Annotated in this window: 18 protein-coding genes and 1 pseudogene; 12 read left to right on the forward strand and 7 right to left on the reverse strand. The window is 49.8% G+C overall.

The features are described 5' to 3' along the window. Positions 1-418 precede the first annotated feature (418 nt). The 7 genes from J7439_RS19550 to J7439_RS19580 all read left to right on the forward strand — a co-directional run bounded on the left by J7439_RS19550 (position 419) and on the right by J7439_RS19580 (position 6,598). Positions 419-1,561, forward strand: a complete 1,143-nt coding sequence (locus J7439_RS19550) for a serpin family protein (protein ID WP_209203632.1) — start codon at positions 419-421, stop codon at positions 1,559-1,561. Between the two features lie 833 nt (positions 1,562-2,394). Continuing rightward, the gene (locus tag J7439_RS19555) at positions 2,395-2,868 is read left to right on the forward strand and encodes a hypothetical protein (protein ID WP_209203633.1); all 474 of its coding nucleotides are present in this window, start codon (positions 2,395-2,397) and stop codon (positions 2,866-2,868) included. Positions 2,869-3,131: 263 nt separating this feature from the next. Further along, the gene (locus J7439_RS19560; RefSeq protein ID WP_209203634.1) at positions 3,132-3,449 is read left to right on the forward strand and encodes a hypothetical protein; all 318 of its coding nucleotides are present in this window, start codon (positions 3,132-3,134) and stop codon (positions 3,447-3,449) included. Next, the gene (locus J7439_RS19565) at positions 3,373-3,993 is read left to right on the forward strand and encodes a hypothetical protein (protein ID WP_209203635.1); all 621 of its coding nucleotides are present in this window, start codon (positions 3,373-3,375) and stop codon (positions 3,991-3,993) included. The genes J7439_RS19560 and J7439_RS19565 overlap by 77 nt, the downstream gene beginning before the upstream one ends. Before the next feature lie 28 nt (positions 3,994-4,021). Further along, the gene (locus tag J7439_RS19570) at positions 4,022-5,242 is read left to right on the forward strand and encodes a protein kinase domain-containing protein (RefSeq protein WP_209203636.1); all 1,221 of its coding nucleotides are present in this window, start codon (positions 4,022-4,024) and stop codon (positions 5,240-5,242) included. A 23-nt stretch (positions 5,243-5,265) separates the two neighbouring features. Next, positions 5,266-6,012 (forward strand): hypothetical protein, encoded by a 747-nt coding sequence (locus tag J7439_RS19575; protein ID WP_209203637.1) that lies wholly within the window; start codon positions 5,266-5,268, stop codon positions 6,010-6,012. Continuing rightward, a complete protein-coding gene (locus tag J7439_RS19580) occupies positions 5,990-6,598 on the forward strand; it encodes a hypothetical protein (RefSeq protein WP_209203638.1) in 609 nt (202 codons plus the stop codon). The genes J7439_RS19575 and J7439_RS19580 overlap by 23 nt, the downstream gene beginning before the upstream one ends. 43 nt (positions 6,599-6,641) lie before the next feature. Here the strand turns inward: J7439_RS19580 and J7439_RS19585 are convergent, their stop codons facing one another. Next, positions 6,642-6,827 (reverse strand): hypothetical protein, encoded by a 186-nt coding sequence (locus J7439_RS19585; RefSeq protein ID WP_209203639.1) that lies wholly within the window; start codon positions 6,825-6,827, stop codon positions 6,642-6,644. 142 nt (positions 6,828-6,969) lie between these two features. On the opposite strand from J7439_RS19585, the gene J7439_RS19590 reads away from it, so the two are divergent. Then, entirely contained in the window at positions 6,970-7,866 is an 897-nt protein-coding gene (locus tag J7439_RS19590) for a hypothetical protein (protein ID WP_209203640.1), read from the forward strand. Continuing rightward, positions 7,863-8,390, forward strand: coding sequence for a metal-dependent hydrolase (locus tag J7439_RS19595; protein ID WP_209203641.1), 528 nt, complete (start codon positions 7,863-7,865; stop codon positions 8,388-8,390). The genes J7439_RS19590 and J7439_RS19595 overlap by 4 nt, the downstream gene beginning before the upstream one ends. A gap of 49 nt (positions 8,391-8,439) precedes the next feature. On the opposite strand, the pseudogene J7439_RS19600 reads toward J7439_RS19595, so the two are convergent. Continuing rightward, positions 8,440-9,279 (reverse strand): annotated as a pseudogene (locus tag J7439_RS19600) (RNA-guided endonuclease InsQ/TnpB family protein). 135 nt (positions 9,280-9,414) lie between these two features. Next, complete coding sequence (locus J7439_RS19605; protein WP_209203643.1) at positions 9,415-10,689, reverse strand: ankyrin repeat domain-containing protein; 1,275 nt, start codon at positions 10,687-10,689, stop codon at positions 9,415-9,417. A 420-nt stretch (positions 10,690-11,109) separates the two neighbouring features. Between J7439_RS19605 and J7439_RS19610 the strand changes: the two genes are divergently transcribed. Continuing rightward, positions 11,110-12,048: a hypothetical protein gene (locus tag J7439_RS19610; protein ID WP_209203644.1), complete on the forward strand. Its 939-nt coding sequence runs from the start codon at positions 11,110-11,112 to the stop codon at positions 12,046-12,048. Between the two features lie 156 nt (positions 12,049-12,204). Here J7439_RS19610 and J7439_RS19615 read toward each other — a convergent pair whose 3' ends face one another. Continuing rightward, the gene (locus J7439_RS19615) at positions 12,205-13,098 is read right to left on the reverse strand and encodes a D-hexose-6-phosphate mutarotase (protein ID WP_209203645.1); all 894 of its coding nucleotides are present in this window, start codon (positions 13,096-13,098) and stop codon (positions 12,205-12,207) included. A gap of 147 nt (positions 13,099-13,245) precedes the next feature. Further along, the gene (locus J7439_RS19620; RefSeq protein ID WP_209203646.1) at positions 13,246-16,329 is read right to left on the reverse strand and encodes a hypothetical protein; all 3,084 of its coding nucleotides are present in this window, start codon (positions 16,327-16,329) and stop codon (positions 13,246-13,248) included. Between the two features lie 503 nt (positions 16,330-16,832). On the opposite strand from J7439_RS19620, the gene J7439_RS19625 reads away from it, so the two are divergent. Then, positions 16,833-18,347, forward strand: a complete 1,515-nt coding sequence (locus J7439_RS19625) for an NTP/NDP exchange transporter (protein ID WP_209203647.1) — start codon at positions 16,833-16,835, stop codon at positions 18,345-18,347. Between the two features lie 16 nt (positions 18,348-18,363). On the opposite strand, the gene J7439_RS19630 is transcribed toward J7439_RS19625, so the two are convergent. Further along, the gene (locus J7439_RS19630; protein ID WP_209203648.1) at positions 18,364-19,524 is read right to left on the reverse strand and encodes an HD domain-containing protein; all 1,161 of its coding nucleotides are present in this window, start codon (positions 19,522-19,524) and stop codon (positions 18,364-18,366) included. Positions 19,525-20,164: 640 nt separating this feature from the next. Here J7439_RS19630 and argR point away from each other — a divergent pair. After that, positions 20,165-20,623 carry a transcriptional regulator ArgR gene (gene argR, locus J7439_RS19635; RefSeq protein WP_101745646.1) on the forward strand — a complete coding sequence of 153 codons (459 nt, stop codon included), beginning with the start codon at positions 20,165-20,167 and terminating at the stop codon, positions 20,621-20,623. A 109-nt stretch (positions 20,624-20,732) separates the two neighbouring features. Here argR and J7439_RS19640 read toward each other — a convergent pair whose 3' ends face one another. Beyond that, positions 20,733-21,863: a hypothetical protein gene (locus tag J7439_RS19640; protein ID WP_209203649.1), complete on the reverse strand. Its 1,131-nt coding sequence runs from the start codon at positions 21,861-21,863 to the stop codon at positions 20,733-20,735. Positions 21,864-22,422: the final 559 nt, after the last annotated feature.

A 22,422-nucleotide genomic window follows, 5' to 3' on the forward strand; every position in this document is an offset into this window, starting at 1 on the left:
CAGCCTCCACCCGGCCCGTGATATCAGGGAACTGATACCGCGACTCTGGAAAGAGAAATTCGGGGCCAATCCATTAAAAGCCGATCTCGACAAGTAGGGGGAGTCTGTCCCCTGTTTGAACGCTTACTTTACAAAAACAAAGAAGTAAATCTGAAGACCTATTTTTGACAGTTACCTCGGGCCTGGCGTTAAAAAGACGCTGGTTATATGAGGGGTAAAGGAGCAAAAGGTGACAGTGCTGTCTGACGTCTCAAGATCAAAGCCCATGGGCAGAAGCAATTTATAATATTTTGTTTAAATAATAATTTACAGAATCATAATGCCTTCTATTCTTGATTGCTCTTATCTTGGCGTTTTTGAATGTAAGACAATACGTAGATTCAAACAATAAATATTTAGTCTGGAGTTTTGAACCAAAATGCAAAATTCAGCGCTTGCCACCAATAATAGCCCTCAATATCTTGCAACCGATACAAACGCTTTATATTCTCCACAACCGATGGGTTCCTCAGGTATTCATAAGATAGTACCAGAAACCGTTACACCTTCTTTTGAAGGTCTTCAGTGTGATGTACGACAATTTGTTAAGGTACTATTACCTAATCGATCAGTTAACGTGGTTACTTCACCTCTCTTGGTCAATACAACAGAGGCAATCACCGCCAGAGTATTGAATGAGGCTGGCTTAAATGGAAGTGCTATCGGGTCTGGTCAAACTCGACCCAATATTAAGAACACCGTAGGAGGCATACATATTCAGTCAAAAAAAGAACATGTTGACAAAACCCTGGAACAACTCCAGATTCCACATACAACCAGTGTAGAGTTAATACAGCAGAAGGGTTATGCACGGGCTACAGCAGAACTCAATGCGCGAATTGCAGAAGATACTCAAGGCATGATTACTGATTTTCTTGATCCCAGAAATCTGGAAGATCCAGCCCTTATCTTTCGCTTGGTCACTTGGTTATTTCAACATGTTTCATGGGTAGAACCTTTTGAGTTGATGGATGATGTAGATAGTTCAGCAATGACATGGAAAAATACAACCCACCCGGAAATTCAGTGGATGAAAAGTAGCTATCATAACAACTCTGTAACACACACTAATTCAGAAGGCTATGATTTTGTAGCTGTTCCTGTTGAAGAAACAGGAATGAAAGCGGTGCTTGTTTTACCACCACCAGAGGACCCCAATCACAATAGCGAAGATCTCAATCGGGTTTTGTCAAATGGTCTATCGTCTATCCTGGGAAAAACAAAAAATGAGGAAGCGAAGCTAACGCTCCCAAAATTAAAATTCGACTATCAATTTACAACAGCATACCCGGAAGCTGGAGTCATCGGTACGCATAATGCAGCACTGAATATTAATGAAAAAGGAGCAGATGTGGCCGCAGCGTCAGGTATGCTTGCATACGAATGTTGTTATACGCCTCTTAAAGAATGTCTCAACTTTGATTTTGATCGCCCATTCTACCTTTCAATAATTGACCATCAAAATGACAAAGAACCCAGAGTGGCTGGCATGGGCTGGATTAATCAGCCTTGGAATAGCTAAGGCTATGCTCGTTGCGTTGTGCCTTGCATAGTAACTGCCCACTTAGCCAGAAATATACAATTCCATTTGGCCAACTGCCTTACAGAGCTTAGCGATAGTTCTTAGGGTAGACATTAAGTGACTCCCCCCCGGTAGTTAGAGATGTAACCACTAAGACACAGTACTCATGACGAACCCGGTTTCAACAGTTTCTTGACCATCAGCCGGGAAACACCCGACCGCCAACGTCTACTCATCAGTGAGCTGTTGGCTTTCGAAGAGTCTTACATCACTATTGAGTCAGAGAGGAACTTTTATAATCAAGGAGCGATCTAAAGCAGTAATTCAATAATCCAATGGACAGATGTAACACTGGCTCAAATTTTTCTTCTATTTCTTCCTGTTTACAGAATCCTCCAGAATCACCTTTAGTACCCTCTGGCACTCCCAGTTCAAAGCAAGGTGTGACTGGCTATTCTACCCAGACACGTCATTCATTACATTATGGATATTTAAGGCAGGATCTGATGAATCAAGGAATGCCATCTTCTCTGCGTTCGCTTGATGATTTTTCAATTTCTCAATTACCATCCCCTGAAAGTGAGTCAGTGTTACCTCAACTGTCTCTGGAAGACCTTGACCAAATTTTATCTTGTGGTTTTTCCCGTGAACCTGTTGATGATGACTTTGTATTCACAGATTTAACCTTGACAAACGTTCAGCCAATAGCCCAGAAATTACCCCCGATAAATTCATTGATTTTTTCTCAGCCATCATCACGTCCAGTTGCTATGGTTGGTTCTTTAATTAAAGACACACATGAGCAAGTTACAACGGAAACTACTGAGTTTAACGTGCCTGAATCGTCCGGTGGTTCTGTTGAACCTCTGCGCCTCACGCTCTCAGTAGCTCACCAGCAGACCGATAAAAAGAAGGCTTCCCTTGCGTTAGAGAAAAGAAGGGCTGTCCAGAAGGCTTGGCGTGAGTCCGAGAAAGGCAAGACTTACCTAAAGGCTTACCGTGAGTCCGGGAAAGCCCGGGCGGCCAAAGCCCAATACGCCGCATCCGATAAAGGCAAGGAGGTCAGAGCCAAATGCAGTGCCAAATACGCCGCATCCGTTAAAGGCAAGGTGAACAAGGCCATAGGAAATGCCAAGTCAAACGCCTATAGATCAGCCATAAGAAAAGGCTTTAGTGAAAAAGAAGCGAGGAAAAAAGGAGAGTCAGCAGCTAATGCAAAAAAAGCAGAATTATTATCGATGGGTCGTTGCCCTTACACCCGGTCGCCTCCCGGTTCCCACGATACCTTAATGCCGGAAACCACTTAACGCGCAATCCGGGAAATGTCCTGAAAGAGGTTGCTGATGTTGTTTGTGGTCATAGTAAATGCTTATGAAATATCTTGCAGGAGAAAGCAGCTTGGGTTTTTATGCATAGAGTGTGCTCACCTCAATAAGGTTTCGTTTTCGGATGGTTATTTATCAGAAGTAACACTTGCAAATGACGGACATCCCGCAAAATAACGGCTTGTTGGTTGCTGAACATTAATTGACACCTGCTGCCCAACCCCACCGGCTGACACTCATTGCCCTTGTCTGAAACCCGCCTGAAATTCAACGGATTTAACGATTTTTTTTTCGGCTTTTCGAACAGTAGCTATTCTCAATCTGTGGGTGATTTTTTTACCCATAAGCCTTCGGCTTTTTCTGGGGATTTCTTTCGGAATAAACGGGGTTACACCGTAGATGGAAAACAGCCGGAAAAAGCGCCACTGACAGCGAACCAACAGGGGTGTAAGGGCGCGTTACCTCAAGATCCGCACGGAAAAATCCTTGAAGCGGCTGCAGTGCCAGCTGATCGTTGGGGCTGCGGACTCCGGCAAGACCCGATGGCTGAGCCGATTCCATGAGCGTTGGCAGGATATCTGGGGCGCGAAACATAAGGCGGAGCCGCTTTCCAGCTGGACCGACGCGCCCCATGTGGAGCGCTGGTATGAGCAGCAGCGGGAGGCGGTTTTGGAAAAGCAGGGCGGCCATGCCCGGCGGGCGGACGACATTCAGCCAAAGCGGGCCTGGAGCCAGCTGAACCAGCAGCAGCGGGCGGACCAGCTGGCGGAGTATATCCATGAGACCGGGGCGCTGTTGTTTGTGGACGATGCCCACCGGCTCACCGGGCGGAAGCTGCAGGCGGCCCGGGCCTGCGTGATGTCGGCCAGGGTGTGGCTGATGAGCGCCAGCCAGGAGAACCGTTTGCCGCCAAACCTGAGAACCATCGTGGAGCGCCGGGAACCTCAGCGAACCCATTTGCAGAGTGAGGCCAGTTACGATGCCACCACGTTTGTAATGTGGGTGATGATCGCCATGAGCGTCGGGATCGGTTGGTGGGAGGCCGGGCTGGTGCTGGGCGGGACGAAGATGCTGGGCAGTGGGCGGCGGGCATCGAGGGCAGAATAAATCACGGATTGATAACACTGGAGCACTTATGGATATCAAAGGAACCACATCATCCCCTGTTACAGAGCCCAACCGGCAAGAGACAGCGACCGGAGAAACGCCTCAGGGCAGTGACGGTTTGAGAAAGATAACCCGGGCGAAGCCGGAAGGTTTTTTCAGGAGAATCTGGAACTGGTTAACCGGCAAGACCACTCTTCAGGAGAGAGCCGTTGACACAGTCCCACAGGCATTGAGTTATCAAACATTTAGACCCGCAGGGGTTGGCACTAGCAGCGGCCAGGTCAAGCTTGTTCATAAGGTGCCTGGCGTTGAGCCAGAAACCAAACCACAAGCGCAACACGACAATACCCCGCTGGACAATGTCGAAGCGATCCGGGCGCGGGTTAACAAAATGACTCAAACCGGGCCAGACAAGGTGCCTGGCATCCGGGAAGTAACCCATAAAACACCCCCTGATATTGTTAATTCATCAGAGCTCCTGGCCAAAAAATCCTACGTCGTATTCGCTGACAGCGCAGAAGAAGACCCGGAATACCGACTTTTGCAGAGGCTTGAGCACCCGAATATCGTCAGGCTAAGGGATGCTGAGGTGAGCCGCGAAACACTGAAGGGCGACCCCGTTACCCGTATCACGCTGTACACCGAATCAGGCGTTGCCAACCTGGGTGCCCTGACCAGCCGGCATCTAACGGCCAAAGATACGGCCAGCCTGGTTGGGCAAATGGCGAATGGACTGAGCTACCTGCATGGCCAGCAGATCGCCCATAACGACCTGAAGCCCCAGAATGTGATTGTGATGCCGGACATGACCGTAAAATTGATCGACCTCGGGAGTGCCGCTGATTTTGGCAACCCTGACCACAGGCCACCGCTGAGCGCTCTGGGATCAACGCCAGGCTACCGTGCGCCAGAAATCGAAGCGCTGAATGGGTTACTGGACCGTGCCGCGCTCGGTGAGCTGCCGGAGAAGCCGGAGGCACCTGACTTTCATACCCTGCAACGAGGGGACTGCTGGGCGGCGGGCTGCGTTTTGTACGAACTGATGACCGGTACCCGCTACCACGACACGGAATCCCCCCAACCGGAGAATTGGCACCAGCACCTTGAGAGCCGCCTGGCCGCCATCCCTGATGCCATGGAAGGCTGGGAGCCTGAAAATATTGCTGCGGCCAGGGAGGCGCTCAGAGGGCTTTTACACCCGGACCCGGAGCAACGAAGCCTGGAGGCGTTGAGCCAATTTACCGGTTAATTCAACAGAACAGGAGGCGCAGGATGCACCGGCGATTGGCAGGGATTCTTTTCGGCTTCGTGTGCTGGCCAGTACAGGCGGGCTTGCTGGATGCCTTCACCGGGGAGAAGCAGGCCCCGCCGGAGGTGAAACCGTTCGAGCTGCCTACCCTGACCGGGGAGAAGGTGGATTACCAGGGCTATATGAACCCGCTGGAGCCTGCCCCCAGGCTGGACAGTGACGGGATCTTCCAGCAGGCCGTCAACTGCTACCCGGAACCCACCAAGTTCAATGTGGAGCTGAACCTGGAGGCCGGGTTGCGCACACAAGGTGTAGTGACCGCCGACAACACCACCCTCGGGAAAGAGTACATTGGCATTGTGGCCAGCATGCCGCTGTTTTCCGCTACGGAGATGAACCGACAGCGGGAGTATCTTCGCCGTACAGCCACCTCAGAGCACATAGGGCGGTTTTTAACGGCCATCGCTACCCGTAATGAAATCACCCTCTACAGGGCCTTAGAAGCCTGCTCACAGGTGCGTGTGAAAAAGGGCATTGTTAGCACGGATGAACAGGTCGCGTTTATGGAAAAGCTGCTTGGCGCGCACAAAACACTGATCCAGGCGGAAGCGGACATTACCACGGCCCGGTTAGGCATTACCGGGCAGTGTTCGGACGATAAACGGCCGTTGCTCAATGCCTGGCTGAAACAGGTAGCGGCGTTGCCGGTACTGGACCCCGAACCTCACCCGGAAAAGGATATTCCCAGTGAACCCCATAACAGCAATTAAGCGCTACCTGGCGGACAACCCCGGCAATGAGCCAATGAACACCCTTGGCCTGACGGCGGACGGGCGGATTGTACGCCTGGCGGAGCAGGAGGAGGGCCAGCGGGCGGCACTGAGCAAGGAGTTTGAACGCCAGCTTAGGGCTTTGATGCCCCGGGAGATAGGCAGGAAGATCAGGCAGCGGATGATCAAAAAAACGCTAGGCACTGATGTACAAACCCTGGGAGGTTATCTGGAGAGGCTCTGGCGGGACCGGCAGATCCGAAACCGGCTGTTGGAGTTGGAGACGGAGTATGCCACTGAATTGGTTAAACTCGATAAGCTGACTTCAACTCACATCACCCCCAGCGGGAATGCGAACACTGAAGGCAAGAACCAACCGGGCGAGCCTCTCGCCGAATATATTTTTATCAACAAGTTCACCCAACGCCACTGGACATTCATAGACAACGCCAAGACCGGGGCTGTAAATCCCAAAGATTTCTATATGAGCAATGTGATAGCCCGGCAGTTCAAGCTGAGTTTTGACACGACCGAGTGGCTACTGGAACTGCCTGAGATTATTGAGCGGGATTCGATAACTAAATAAGAAAACTATCGAGACTCTGAAACAACATCAAGACGATTACTCTTCAGATGATTTTCGAACGGCCTTCCTGGAAACGACGGACAACGGCAAGAGCACGGATAGAGTTGCACGGGACCTTGGACTGATTATTGGATCGATCACCGTTACTTATAAGGGACAGCCAGTGGTCAGGATTGCGGACCCGATTGACATCGAGCAGGCGAATAAAAAGTTTTGCGTGCAGCTCCATGTCAGCCCAAACCCGGCGGTGTACGGCGCACCATGAAGTGGGTGAACCATCTGATCGCCGGGACGGTCACGGTCCAATGCCTGGCTGAAACAGGTAGCGGCGTTGCCGGTACTGGCCCCTCACCCGGAAAAGGCTATTCCCAGTGAACCCCACAGCAGCAGCGACGGAAGCAACGACACAGGCCATTGAGCGCTACCTGGCGGACAACCCCGGCAATGAGCCACTGAACGCCCTTGGCATGACGGCGGACGGGCGGATTGTGCGCCTGGCAGAGCAGGAGGAGGACCAGCGCCCGGCACTGCGCCAGGTGCTTGAACGCCAGCTTGGGGCTTTGATGCCTCAGGAGGTCAGCCTGACGGACAGGTACAGGATGATCAAGAACACGCTAGGCACTGAACAAACCCTGGGGGATTACCAGAAGAAGATCTGGTGGGACCGGCAGATCCGAAACCTGCTAGCCGTTTTGAAGAGCGATTATGCCGATAAATTCGCCATCATAAATAAACAGACCAGGACGGTATATGACAGCCTTGGCAACATCATGACCAGGGGGAGCGGGGTGCTTGAGGATGGTACCGATTGGAATTGCGATTTTGAGAATAAATTAACCCGGACGCACTGGGAATTCTATCGCAATTATAAAACAGGCAAGGCTGCCAAACATGTTTTTTACATGAGCAACTTGATTGTTCACCAGTTTGAACAGACTGCCCGCTATGAGAGCTGGCTATTGGAACTACCGACCATCATAGAACGATGTGGGATCAATAATAGACAAACCATCGAGTGCCTGGTTGAGCATAAAGACAGGTTTGACTCCGACGCCTTCGTGCAAGCCTTCCTGGGAGCTACTGTGAATGGCAAGAGCACAGTCAGAGTGGCGCAAGACCTGGGACTAATGATTTGTGGCCTGGATGTTTTTTATGACACCAGGCCAGTTGAGAGGATTGATTGGGATATTGATCCCGATGAGGCCTCAGGAGATTTTAGTGTGCAAGTCCATGTCAGTCCGGACCCGAAGGTGTACGGCGCACCATGAAGTGGGTGAACCATGTACTGATCGCCGGGTCGGTCACTGCCGTTTATGACGTACGACTGGTGCCGCCGACCATTATCGGGGCTACTGCGCCGGACTGGATGGAGTGGGTGCTGAAGTTTGTTGGCAGGCCGGTAAAGCACCGGACGGTGACCCACTACCTGAGCGTGTGGGCGCTGGCGTGGCTGGCCGGGATTTTCCTTCTGCCGGACAATGGGTTAGGCACGGTTCTTACAGCGTTTTGTTGGGGTGGGGTGACGCATATTCTGACCGATGCCATGACGGTGTCTGGTGTGCCGCTGTCGCCTTATTCGGACCGGCGTTTTCACTTGTTTGGTGGACGGTTCCGGACCGGGGAACCCGTGGAGTACGGGATCAGTGCTTGCGTGGTGTTTGTCTGCATTGGCCTGATGAACCTGATGCCCAGTGGCAGCTGGGCACCGTTTTTCTACGACTGGGCCGGGTATTACGAGAGCGGTGTTATTGATGGGTATGAGTGGCGGGTGAACCGGTTCCGGATTTTCTGAGGCGAGCGACTATAAGTTGGGGAGCGACAGGATTGACATCCTCCCACAGCTAAAGCAGTGGGATTCCTCCAGCGAGACGCTCATGCCCGAGCGCAAGAATGTTTCTGGCAGCGTTAACGTCACGCTGATGTTCAGCTCAGCACTCTGAACAGACCCATTCTCTTATTCCAAGACTAGCCCTACCTTTCGGACTGCTGTCGGGAATTACCCCACAACACGAACAAGTCTGGGTGGAGTAGGCTTCGTTGACGATTTCAAAAACCACGCCTGCGTGATCGCACTTATAAGACAGCATGGTTTTCAGTAATCCCCATCCGGCATCCAAAACCGATTTGGCTTTTTTGGTTTTCACCATAGCCTGACTGGATACATTGCCAACGAAGATGGCTGCATTCTCATTTACCAGTTTGCGGCTGTATTTGTGTAAGGCGTCTTGCCGCCTGTTTTTGATTTTGGCGTGAATCGCTTTGGCTCTTTGCTTGTTATTGGCTCTTTGGGCGATACCTGATTTTTGCTCCAGCATCCGGTATTCACGGCCTGTAACACCATTACCGTTGGAATCGGTGGCCGACTCTTTGCAGCCAAGAGATCGTCGCACACCACGGGATTTTCGCCAGTTAAGCCTTGCTTTTTTGAACTGTTTCCTGCGAGTCACATATTCGGCAGCAATGCACTGCAAAGTATGGCTATGCAATCCGAGTTCTTTCCCTGCGCCTTTGGTGTAAGGGCGTATGTCATAGGCAGACAAAAACATACCCCGTTCTTTGATCGAACGGAAACTCAGTTCGTTGATATAGTTCCAGACAAAGTTGACCGAACGTGCCATTTTACTGAGTAATTTGGCGTGTTTGTCTTTTACCCGAACTTTTAGTGTTTTCGTTTTTGCCATATTTTTTTGTCCTGAAAAACTACAAAAAGTTCCTGTTTTTACTGTAATTTGGCATTCCGGTGATTTTGCCAGTTCTAGCGAACTGGTCGCTATCCTTCCCAGCACTGAAAGTACTGGGTTTGACGCGATTTATGATCAAAGCGCCGTTTCCTCAGTGCCCGGCATTAAGGTGACAGCCTCTTCCATTTCCATCGCCATTATTTCTGGCCGTTTGACGGCCAGCTTTCTTTCTTGAAGGATGCATTCCAAGCGGCGTTTCGTAAATAAATGGCCGCTCTTGCCTGCAGCCTTCAAAGGCGACCTGGTGAAGAACCATTTAAAGACCCGGTATTTCCCGAGAAAGCAAAAAAACCATTTCTGTTCCGGGTCAGCGCCTTGTTCAAGCAAAAAATTCAGAACCGCGCCGTGCCCGTTCTGGGCAGCGATGAAGAGCGCGGTCGCTCCGTCCTCGCAAGCGGCCGACAGGAACGACCTGACGGCTGCGGACTTGTCCGCCTCCGGCAGGGTTTTCACGGCCTCGTTGAGAGCTTCGACCAGGCATTTCGCGACGTCAAGATGCCCGTTCTGGGCAGCGATGTAGAGGGCGGTCGCTCCGTCCTCGCAAGCGGCCGACAGGGACGCCCTGACGGCCGTGGACTTGTCCGCCTCCGATAGGGTTTCCACGGCCTCGCTGAGAGCCTCGATCAGGCATTTCGCGACGTCGAGATACCCGTTCTGGGCAGCGATGAAGAGCGCGGACGTTCCGTCCTCACAAGCGGCTGACAGGAACGACCTGACGGCCGTGGACTTGTCCGCCTCCGGCAGGGTTTTCACGGCCTCGTTGAGCGCCTCGATCAGGCATTTCGCGAGGTCAGGATGCTCGTTCTGGGCAGCGATGTAGAGGGGGGGCGCTCCGTTTTTGCAAGCGGCCGACAGGAACGCCCTGACGGCCTTGGACTTGTCCGCCTCCGACAGGGTTTCCACGGCCTCGTTGAAAGCCTCAATCAGGTATTTCGCTGCGTCGAGATGCCCGTACTGGGCAGCGATGAAGAGGGCGGTCGCTCCGTCCTTGCAAGCGGCCGACAGGAACGACCTGACCGCCGTGGACTTGTCCGCCTCCGGCAAGGTTTCCACGGCCTCGTTGAGAGCCTCGATCAGGCATTTCACGATGTCGAGATGCCCGTGCCGGGCAGCGATGATGAGGGCGGTCGCTCCGTCCTTGCAAGCGGCCGACAGGAACTTCCCGGCGGCCGTGGACTTGTCCGCCTCCGGCAGGGTTTTCACGGCCTCGCTGATAGCCTTGACCAGGTATTTCGCGACATCGAGATGCCCGTGAAGGGCAGCGATGTAGAGCGGATACACATGCCAGGCAGGATCAACAACATTCGACAGGAATGATCTGTTCACCAGAGCCGGATCGTTCTCCAGCAACTCTTGTACCCAGGGAAGATTTTTGCCGCGACAGGCAGCCAGTATCGGAGCCTCACCATTTGGATTTGATCTATCGTCATCATCAGCACTGGAAAAGGAAGGTACAGCGCCCGATCCCGATAAGGGGGCGTTTTGAGCGGTTACCCGGCAGGTAGAAAAACAACTCGTGATAGAATCCATCAACTGGTAACTCGATAAAATTTGGAAAAGAAATTATAGATGTTCAACAGTTTTTGTCTCTTTTTTTCCTCTTTCGCCCTAATTTCCCTCATCTTGCAATAGTCATACCACGTAGTCGCCGGGCAGCCAGCAATCCTGCTTGCTTGGACCCTTAATCTACTTTTGGGGTCAAAGAGGAACTTTTATCATCCAGGAGCGGTCTCAAGCAGTAATTCAATAATTCTATAATGCAATAATCCAATGGACAGATGTAACGCTGGTTCAAATTTTTTTTCTGTTTCTTCCTGTTTGCAGAAGCCTTCAGAATCACCTTTAGTACCCTCTGGCTCTTCCAGTTCAAAGCCAGGTGTGACGGGCTGTTCTATCCAGACAGGTCATTCATTACAGTATGAATATTTAAGGAAGGGTATGATAAATCAGGACATGCCATCTTCTCTTCGTTCGCTTGATGATTTTTCAATTTCTCAATTACCATCCCCTGAAAATGAGTCAGTGTTACCTCAACTTTCTCTGGAAGACCTTGACCAGGTTTTATCTTGTGATTTTTCCCGCGAACCTGTTGATGACGACTTTGCATTCACAGATTTAACCTTGACAAACGTTCAGCTAATAGCTCAGAAATTTTCCCTGAGCAATTCATTGTTGAGTTTTTCTCAGCCATCATCACGTCCCGTTGCTATGATTGATCCTTTAATTAAAGACACACATGAGCAAATTACAACGAAAACCACTGAGTTTACCGCGCCTGAATCGTCCGGTTCTGTTGAACCTCTGCCCCTCACGCTCTCAGTAGCTCACCAGCAGACCGATGAAAAGAAGGCTTCCTTTGCGCCAGGGAAAAGAAGGTCTGCCAAGAAGACTTACCGTGAGTGCGGGAAAGGCCTGGCGGCCAAGAGCAAATGCAATGCCAAATACTTCGCATCCGATAAAGGCAAGGTGGCCAGAGCCAAATACTTCGCATCCGATAAAGGCAAGGCGGCCAGAGCCAAAAACGATGCCAAATACGCCGCAACTGTTAAAGGCAAGGTGACCAGGGCCATATCAAATGCCAAGTCAAACGCCTATAGATCAGCCTTAAAAAAAGGCTTTAGTGAAAAAGAAGCGAGGAAAAAAGGAGAGTCAGCAGCTAATGCAAAAAAAAGAGAATTATTATTAATGGATCTCTGCACTTACAGATGATCGCTTACCGGTTCCGACGATACCTTAATGCCGGAAACCATAAAGTGCTCAATTTGTGGTCACAGCAAATTTTTATGAAATATCTTGCAGGAGAAAGTGGCGTGGGTTTTTATGCATAGAGTGTGCTCACCTCAATAAGGTTTCGTTTTCGGATGGTTATTTATCAGAAGTAACACTGATTTCAGTACTCAATATATTTTTTTCACCGGGCACCAACAAGACACCAGATGCCAGATCTTTCGCATAGCGGGTTGCCTCAACGCAAACCATTGTCTCATAACCATCGTCGCTCATATCACCCATATTTCTGCTTAGTTCTTTCCATGGATTCCAGATAACGGCGGAGTTATGCCCGGTATTAACAACATGGATAATGCGTTGATTACCCCGGTCATGGATGGCGATGGTGGCATCCGGGGCGGTATAAATCCGGTCAATGGGTTGATTGATGATCAGGGCTTCTGAGGTTTCGCAGGGCAGATCATTTTGCAGGCTATCGAGGTAGGAAGTGCCGACACCGGTAATCCAGGTTTCGGTGGTTGCGGCAATATTGAAGTAGCTGTGCAGAGCACCACTCCATTGCCAGGGACGCTCACCGGTGTTGATCATTTCCAGGTCTATGCGCAGGGTTACTCCCAGGGTAAAGGTGAGAACGGCACTGAAATCATGGGGCCAGATCTCATGGGTCTTTTCGGAGGCACAGAGTTTCAGGCGAATGGTAACGGTCTGTTCATTTTCCCCATGATCCAGCAACTGCCAGGTGCTGATTCGGGCAAACCCGTGTGAAGGAGCACTGACCGGGCCAAACCAGGGCCAGCAGACAGGAACGCCACCACGTATCGCTTTGCCTTGTGAGAAGATTGCTTTTTTACTGAGCCAGATAACGTCATGATGCCCGGTCGGTTTGAACTGAAGCAGATGGCCGCCGTGGAGGCATATTGCCGCTTCACATTCAGGGCTCTGAATTTTCAGAATGGGCAGGCCATCCAGGCTATGCCTGGTAATGCATGGGCTGAGGGTTGATTCGGTAGACAGATTGCTGGTGAACATTGGGTGAACCATTTTTTAAGTAACAGTGCCGAATATGGCAAGTGGTAACAAACAACTTACGTTTTTTCGTTGTGGCTTGTCAGGAAAAAAACGGGGCTCAAACAAAAAAACAGCTTTACCGCAGGGGCTCCGTAGCAAAACAAGGTGTTATTCAGATGCGATTTCCGAGAAGGTACTCTGTTGAGGCGGCTGAAGCCAGTTATCGATAATCAATATGGCTTTATTAGTACAGTCTTCTATCACGCTTTTGTCATCAACCTCCAGTGAATCAAGGGCTGCTTTTATTTTGGCAATGATTGGCTCACGCATGGCAAGCAGTTCATCTCTGATGGGCAGGGAAAGTATGCTGATCGATTGCAGGATATACAGGTCATCGGCTGCCAGATCCGGTGCAAACAGAACCAGCCGGAGAACGGTGAGGGCCACCAGGTTTTCCACATTATCCAGCGTTTCCTGATCGATCACATCATCACTCTGGCGGTCAGCATCGATCGCTAGGATTGCCTGATAATAACTGTTGGCGATAGAGGTAATAATCTGGATCAGTTGCGTCCGCATATCCAGTTCCGGTTTGCCAAAATAGAATTTCTGGCGGCGAAAAGAATCGGTCATTTCCTGGTTGGCAAAATTGACACCAATCATCTCTTCCTCCGGGTAGAAGGAGACGACATTGAGCATTTTCAGCCGGGACCAGGCGTAGATCTTCTTTCTTAATGAGTCAGTAGTACCATATTCAAAAATATTGACAAAAAAATGCGCCATCGACCGGCTGATCACATCCACCGTTTTTTCGTCATGGACCAGTGCTTTCACCATGGCCTGGGTTGAGAATCCCACGGCTGCCAGCAGGTAATCACCGTAAGATGCCCAGGTGTCCAGCACATCTTGTGATTTGGCTGTCGTCTGTATGTCATGTTTAAGGCCCCAGCCTTGCAGCATTTTCAGGTAGATATTTCTGATGTCCTGTTTGGCAAATGCAGGATCCAGGGCTTTCAGGGCAGCGAAAACCTGCCGGGAAAAGTGTTCAATTTCACCCTGCTCCCTGAGTATCTCAAAGGCAGAGTTCAGTCTTGCTACTGCCAGAGTTTTCATCACCAGGTTGTCTTCAGTAAATTCGGCGTGAAAATAACGCTGGGTATAAGCAGCCAGGGCCAGTGTGGCAGCCGCCCGGGACTGTGGATAATGTTCCGGGTGAGCCAGCAGATGACTGGACAGGCTCCAGTAACGGGTTAGCAGGCCTTCCAGTGTGGCACGGTATGAGCGGCTGGTCTGGGCTTCAATGCTGAGCTTGCGGTTAAGGGCATTGACTTTGTTGGCCAGCTCGTCCTGGATCTGTTTGTCCTCTGACGACAGAATACCTGTGGTGCTGCCAATCCCGTTTTTGATCACCGTTTGCAGGTGCACAATGGCTGGTTCGCCCAGGGAACGCAGGCCAAATTCGAACATGGAGGTCAACAGGTAGTAAGACGCCAGATTCCAGTAGGGAGGATTGCCAGCCACTAGCCGTTGGACAGTCAGGGGTTCAAGGATGGCCACCAGTATTGAATAGCCCAGGGCTGTACCCTGAATGGTGATCGTGGATATGGTTTCCTTGTCCGGAAGGTAGCTCTGATACCAGGATTTGTCCGGGGTTCGTGGCCGTGGTTTCCCGGAAGGCATTTGGGGAATCTGGCTGATCCATGGTATATCGGGGAATTCCGGCAGATCCTGTGCTGAGCCATCCGGGGAGGAAAGCCTGAACCAGGTGGTCAGTTGCTGCTGATACCACCGCCTCACCTTTGAACTTGTTTTGTATTCAGGTTCCAGTATTTCCAGGGCCCCCACGACTTCAGGGATCAGTTCCTGGCTATACAGTGGCCGGTAGGCCAGCAGGGTTGAACGGATCAGGCTGTCATCATTGGTGACTTCAACGTTCTCGCGGTAATGCTGAACCAGCGCTGCGGCCAGCAAACCGGCACTGGCCTGGTCGTCATCGACCCTCTGCAGGTTGAAGGCTTCTGCCAGGTTGACCACCAGGGCCTCCAGGGCGCGCTGGGCATTGGAGCGGGCAAAGTTGGGCTGTTCGGCCAGAATGGCGGTGGCATTTTTTTGCAGGGTGTTGAAGTAATGGTTGGCGAATTCCCCGGTGGGCGATGTTGAACTGCCTTTGCCGGTGTCAATGGCTCCCCAGTTTTCCAGGCTGCGGCGGGTATTGGAGGAGAACCGTTCAATATTTGCTTTGGTGGTTGCCATACCGGTTACCCTGGCAAAATGGTCAACCACGGTGTAGATCACTGGTGTCTTCTTTTTGTCCAGGAAATAGAGCAGTACCGCCGGCACAGAGACCCCCATAATGAAAATGGAGTTTCTGATGTAGTGCTCAGGAACTCCCTTGAGGGCGGACTGGATGACCCCGGGCCTGGTCCCCTTTTCGGACATGATGGCCATGCCCTCCAGTTCCTCTATGGCACCGTTTTCAAAGTCGCTGCAGTCCTGATAACTGATTTGCCACTGGTTCAGGAGATCGCAGTAACGCAGGTTAATCAATGTTGAGCGTCTGACCAGTGGATCCATGGTCTGCAGATGGCGCTGGATGTCGTTGCGAAACTCCGGAATATCGGACCAGTCAATATGGTAATTGAAATGGGTCCTGATGCTGTCAGCCCCGTCACTGGCCCTGGCTTCGGGATGAATGTAAACCATGGTCTGTACGGCGAGGGCAATCATGGCACTGGCCCGGTCATAATCTCCATCAGTCAAAGCGAGTCTGGCGGTGGAGGCAATGTTGTCCAGAATGTCCTGCAGACGGAAATAGGTTTTTCTCGCTTTCTGGGCATTCATGCTGAGAATGGAAAAGGTAAACAGAGAACGGAACAGGAGATCGGTTTGCAGATCATCGGTCTGCTTTTTCAGATGTTCGTCCGACAACGTTTTGTAACTGAAGCTCTCCAGCCGGGCGCTGAGATTGTCGGTCAAATGCTGGCTGGTTGAGCGCCGGATATTACTGCCGTGAATTCTCAGTAAGGTTTGAAGAAAGGTGTAATTATTCTGTTTTAAATAATTTTTGCTGATGTTCAGGGCAATTTCTGAACTTAATGGCACCAGGCCCCAGGCAACCGCCGTTTTCAGCGTGTTCACCAGACGACTGATCTCCCCGTTTTTGCTTTGCTGCGTTTGCTTCTGCCGGTCAGTTTCAGCCTGATGAACCGCTGCAAAGACGCTAGTACCGGAATATGGCAGCAAACTTGCCATTGACAGGCATAAAAACATAAGAAGAATACGGTAGTAGCAATAACCTGTTTTCATTGAGATAAGAAACCGGAGTGATAAATATTTAATCACTCAAAATAGGCTGTAATGCGTCTGGTGGTGATAAATATTTGTTATTTATGTTTTGGTTTTTTTTATAAGAGATTTTTTTATAAGAGCGAACGATGATTCAATGGGAGTTTTTTCGCCTGAATTTAGGGTTTTGTTGATTTGTTTGTCCGAATGTAACAACTTATAAAGTTTTTTATTTCGTTCTTTTTTTGAAACTGGTAATTGAATGAAATAACCATTATTTTTCTATTGTTGTTTCAGGGTTGAACAGAGAGGTCAGGGAGTCAATTCTCTTTGACAACCTCCCCCCGGTAATGGGCTGCATCTGGCTCATGAACAGGTTTTCAGGCTGATAGTGGACTTCCGTGTTTGTTTCTTCGGCTTATGTTAGGCCGTATTACAGGGGCGACGTTATTTGTTTCGGAGGTTTCTGAATGAGTTCTGATCCTGAGTTCAGCAAATGGCGGGAACGGTTCTGGCCGGTTCACAGTCATGAGCTGAAAAAGCTTATCCCCATGATTTTGATGTTCTACCTTATTCTTTTTAACTATACGATTCTCAGGGATACCAAAGATACCCTGGTGGTCACCGGTGCCGGTTCCGGTGCCGAGATTATCCCATTTCTGAAGCTCTGGGTTAATGTCCCTTTTGCCATCGGGTTTACCCTGATTTACTCGCGCATGAGTAACCTGTTCAGAAGGAATACGCTTTTTTACCTGGTGATTACCACATTTATTCTGTTCTTTGTTTTCTTTGCGCTCTGGCTCTATCCCAACCGCGAAACCCTGCACTTTCATGATACATCGGACTATCTGCAAAGTGTTTTGCCACCGGGGTTCAAGGGGTTGATTGCGGTGATGCGTAATTGGACCTTCTCCCTGTTTTATGTCATGTCGGAGTTGTGGGGCAGTGTCTGCCTGTCCATGCTGTTCTGGGGATTTGCCAACCATATCAATACCATTGCCGAGTCAAAACGGTTTTATGCCCTGTTTGGCATGATGGGCAATCTGGCGCTGCCCACGGCAGGTTATTTTGTCTATATTGCCTCCGGAGTCAGGGAGAATCTGCCCGAAGGTGTGGATTGCTGGGGGTATTCCCTTAATCTGATGACTGGGGTTCTGACGCTGGGCGGGGCGTTGATTATTTTGATTTACTGGTGGATGAACCGTTATGTCCTGAGTGATCCCAGCTTATACCATCAGCTGGGGGCCCATGAGCCAGCCAATGAAAAACTGAGCCTGTCCCTGCGCGACAGCCTGAAAATGATTATTCATTCCAGGTACCTCCTGTGCATTGCCCTGCTGGTGATCAGCTACGGGGTGTGCATCAATATGGTGGAGGTTACCTGGAAAAATCAGCTTCGTATGCAGTTTCCGGACCCGAATAATTACAACCAGTTTATGGGACTGTTTTCAACCTGCACCGGGTTGGTGACGATTTTTATGATGCTGTTTCTCACCAATAATGTGATCCGGTATTTCGGCTGGACATTCGCGGCGCTGTGTACGCCGGTCATATTATTGGTCACCGGGTCCCTGTTTTTCTGTTTTGTCCTGTTCCGCGACTGGTTGCCTGAAAGCCTGATACTCTCCCTGGGGATTGCCCCGTTAATGCTGACGGTTATTTTGGGGGCAATTCAGAATATTCTGAGTAAATCGACCAAATACGCCCTGTTCGACCCCACCAAGGAGATGAGTTATATCCCCCTGACGCCGGAACAGAAGGTAAAGGGCAAGGCGGCAGTGGATATTATTGGTAATCCCACCGGAAAATCCACGGGTTCATTGATACAGCAGATATTGATGGTGATGCTGGGGTCACTGTCTGCCATTGCGCCCTATGTTGCGGTGATTGTTCTCTGTTTCTTCGCGATCTGGATTGCATCTGCTCGTTCCCTGGGCAGGCGGTTCTCGGAAATTACTGAGCAGAGGCATATGGAACAAGCATAATGCTGCATTTTATTAATTACGGCTCAACCTCAGCATAAAAAAGCTGGCATCGCTTGAGTTCGGTAAGGTAACGGTCCCTGAATGCCGGGTCGATATCGGAAACACGCAGCCAGCTGGTTACGTTATTTCCGGAGTGATTGGTTGCCACTCTTGGGTCAACAATACGACAACGGACATTTTTAAACGTTATGGTATTTGGCCCGGGATGGGTGACCTCATGCACCTTATGCCAGGCGGTCAACATTTGTCCGGCCAACGTGCGTACACCGGGCAAGGTGCTTTGGTGTATTTTCTGCCAGACCTGATCGTCACCCATGGTAAAAAACAGATCATCGGCATGGAGTTCTCCTGCCCTGACCAGCTGTTTCAGGGCATCGGCTGTCCAGAGATAGAGAACCCGTCCCCAGGCGGTAACAAAAATATGCCGGTTCAGTTCAATACTGGCATCGGCGGTCAGCCGCGCGGATTCCAGGCTTTTGGAATACCAGTGTTGCGATAACGGGTCAAAGAACAGGTCTGCCAGGATAGCATCCACCTGTTGACTGGTGAGTTTTTTCCGTCTGGCAGCGCCCTGCACTATATAATCAAGCCGATCAGCAGCAAGGTCTGGCAGTGGCCGTTCCAGCCGGGTAAACGAGGGATTTTTTTTTGGGTGGATGGTTTCAGGCGACAGATGATGTCTGTTCAGGATTGGGGTAATGCTGTGCCTGTCCACAAAGTTGGTGAACTGTGAATCGTGATAGTCCGGGTTGCCTGCTGAACTGTCAGAAAACAGGTAGTCAGACACATGGCTGAAGGTGCTGTGGGGCAGGTCATGGAGCAGGCCACTGATCTGTTCCGGGAAGGGGGCACCGAAACGGTTGAGTAAATAGAAGACACCAAGAGAATGGTCGTAACGGGAGTAGGGTTCATTGTTACTGCCCTGTGAGTCCACCATTTGTATGGGGCCGTACTGGTTGATATGTTTCAGCCTGTTGACTGCCGGGTGGGCCAGAAGGGAAGCGAGTAGCCGGGATTGATCATTTGCCATTGCCTTAAACGGTATTGTTCCGTAAAAGGTGTCGATGCTTTCGATATGGCTTTCGATATGGCTTTCAATGTGACTTTCAATGTCAGTTTGATTTCCGTCGGCGGACAGCTCATGGCTGATAACGATAAATGGTACCAGACAGCTCAATAATTTGATCATTGCTAAATTATGTATCCGGTGTGCCTGACTGTTTTATAAATGAACGTTATCAGCCAGGCTGTTCTCGGACAGCTAGTGTAGCTAAGCGTTGTTACCCATACCGTTCGTGCTGAAGCTTGTCGAAGTACGGTGGCACCATCATTCGACAAGCTCAGGATGAACGGGATGTACGGGTATTAACGCTTTTCTGCACTAGTAAGCACGGCCTGGATGACCACCGACAAGTGTAGCCAGCAGGTCGGGATCTGCAAAAAAAATCAGACAGCTAAGTAGTTGGCCAAATGGAATCATATTTTCTGGCTTAGTAGGCAGCCTATTGTTGGCTTTATCCGCCAGCAATTAGATAAAATAAGCAAAAAAATGAATAAAAATCCATATTAGCACGGTAAGTGTCTATAATTGTCGCCAATTTATAATTCTCACCCTTCGAACACATTCAGCAAGTGGAAAATTGAAGGTTGTGCTGGTTTTTGGATATGCATTCCCACGCAGAAGCATGGGAACGAGGAATGTAAGGAGGTCTATGACCTCCTGAACGTGATTGATTAAAAATGCTGCATTACTCAGGATGTTCCGATAACTGATAACCCTGAAAGCAGTATTTTTTCTGGAAGGTTATTTGACGACTATGACTAGCCAAAAACAGGATGCCCTGGTTCGCTCTTTCCGTCAGTTGCTTAAAGAAGAGCGCTGTGGCTCCCAGGGCCAGATGGTGACTCTTCTGCAGGAGCAGGGGTTTGACAATATCAGTCAGTCCAAGGTATCGCGCATGCTCAGCCGTTTTGGTGCGGTCCGGGCGCGCAATGCATTGAATGAGCTGGTTTACTGCCTGCCTCCTGAGCTGGGCAAGATGGATTCCAGTATTGCGGTAAAAGATCTGGTAGAAGACGTTAGCCATAATGAGTCCATGATTGTGATCAAAACCAGCCCGGGTGCTGCCCAGATGATCGCCAGGCTCCTGGACTCTATTGGCGTAAAAGGTGGGATTATGGGGTGTGTGGCGGGGGATGACACTATTCTTGTGGTACCTGCCAGTGTGCAGGAGATTAAAGAAATTACGCTGAGTATTGCCGGGATGTTTAACTGAGTGTTCCTGTTTTTGCAGGAACACTCTTTGTGCCCGTAGCTCTTGGTAGCAATGCTTTACAGTGATCAGATGTGTGGTTCGGGCTGGCCACGTTTATAAAATATCCGGGTTAAGACGTTGACGAGTGAGAGGGATCTTCAAAATACAATGTAATGCTGTTGGCAGGAAAAAAAATCTTGTTTTCATTTGGTAGGATGCCGGGATGTGATGAGTGAAGTATTGTTGAATTATTTGATATTTTCGAGAATAACCATTTTGGGTCGTATCTCAATCTGCCACGAATTTTACCCTGTTTCAGGTAAGCTGATGGATCTACTCTCTGGTCTATTGCAGTAGCAGGGATTTTAAAGCTGATAAATAGTAATTGGCCGGATTTGAGGTGACAGCATGCCTGCCCCTGAAGTGTGGATTTCGCTCTGGGTGTACCTTTCAGGCTGACAATATCGGTATCGAGCAGTTTGTTAAAAAGCGACGTAATTGTATTGTAAACTTTCTGCTGACCTTTCGTTAAGATGGGGATATGTAGTAAATGTTGTGTCGTTGAATCTTTTTTAAAAATTTTTATGCTGTTTTTAGCAAGATGAATGGGGTGGGGTGGGATATGCTGCTGCGATTCTTTCATAAAGCATCGGGCAGGCATTGAGATAACTCTCTTTACCATCGCATCGTCATCAAATAACAAATTACCTGATATAGCGTACTTTTTTTGCAGTGTATGTAGCGGTAATCCGCTGCTTGATAAATCCTTTCTGAAGTGTACCTGAATGCGCAGTCTACTCCCCCCGGGGGAAAAGCTGGCAAAACCTGCGCTAAGTTCTTTATTGATATATCCAAAGTCAGCGGTTATCACTTTTCCGTTCCATGCTCTGAGCGTGCTTATAATGGCATAGTGGTTAACAGAAGGTATCTCGGGGAGTGCTTTGGCTGAATTTGCCTGACCAACAGCCGTCTCACCAGCAACGGTGATACCTGATCTCGATTTTCCCTTTTTGCACAAGGAAGCGGTTTGCGTCAGTGAACCGTTTTGCCTGCCAGTTCCATTTCCATCAAAGAGCGTGGGGTTTTCAATGATGGGCTTTCCCCTTAAAGTACTGGGAGCAGGTGGTTTATCGGTATCTGTTGGATCAATATACCTTCTGCCTTCCACTATTTGCAGTAACGCTTCGCATATAGGGTTTTCTTCAGGTCTGGGACTGTAGTCTGGAACAGCAAACGGGTTATGAAAGGCTGCTGTGCCCATTTTTTCTACCTCTGAAGAGGTAGGGGTCCACACTGAAGAGGCGGGGGGAGGCAATGGTAGGGTTGTAACGGGACATAGTTTTGTTTCGAGTGGATCGATACTCCCCGTCTCCCGTCCTAACCATAACAGGCGTGTGGTAGGGATCAGGGGTTGTAGATATTGTGACCCACATGGGTGAATCACCCTCAATGTCTGGTTCATAATGGCGAACATTACCTGGTTGAGGTTACTTCAAGAATGTAGGAGCCGGGAGGCTGACCGAGAATAGCCTCCTGGGAGGCTGTCCGAGAATAGCGCCCGTAGCGAGGATGGCAGAAAATTGAGGATAAAAAGTCGGAAATTTTTAGTTAATAGTGGTTCTATTTACTAAAAATTTCCGACTTTTTAGACCAATTTGCTGCCACCGCAGTAGGGCAGTCTATTCTCGGACAGTCTCCTAGGGCACTGTCCCAAAATAGTTTCGACAAGCACAGCAATCAGGACGAACGTAACTTTGAAACTCAGAAATCCGCAAACTTTTCCGGGACAATCCCTTAGTAAGAAAGCATATCTGGTAAAT

Source organism: Salinisphaera sp. G21_0, assembly GCF_017744115.1.
In the GTDB taxonomy this organism is placed as follows: Bacteria; Pseudomonadota; Gammaproteobacteria; order Pseudomonadales; family Endozoicomonadaceae; genus Endozoicomonas.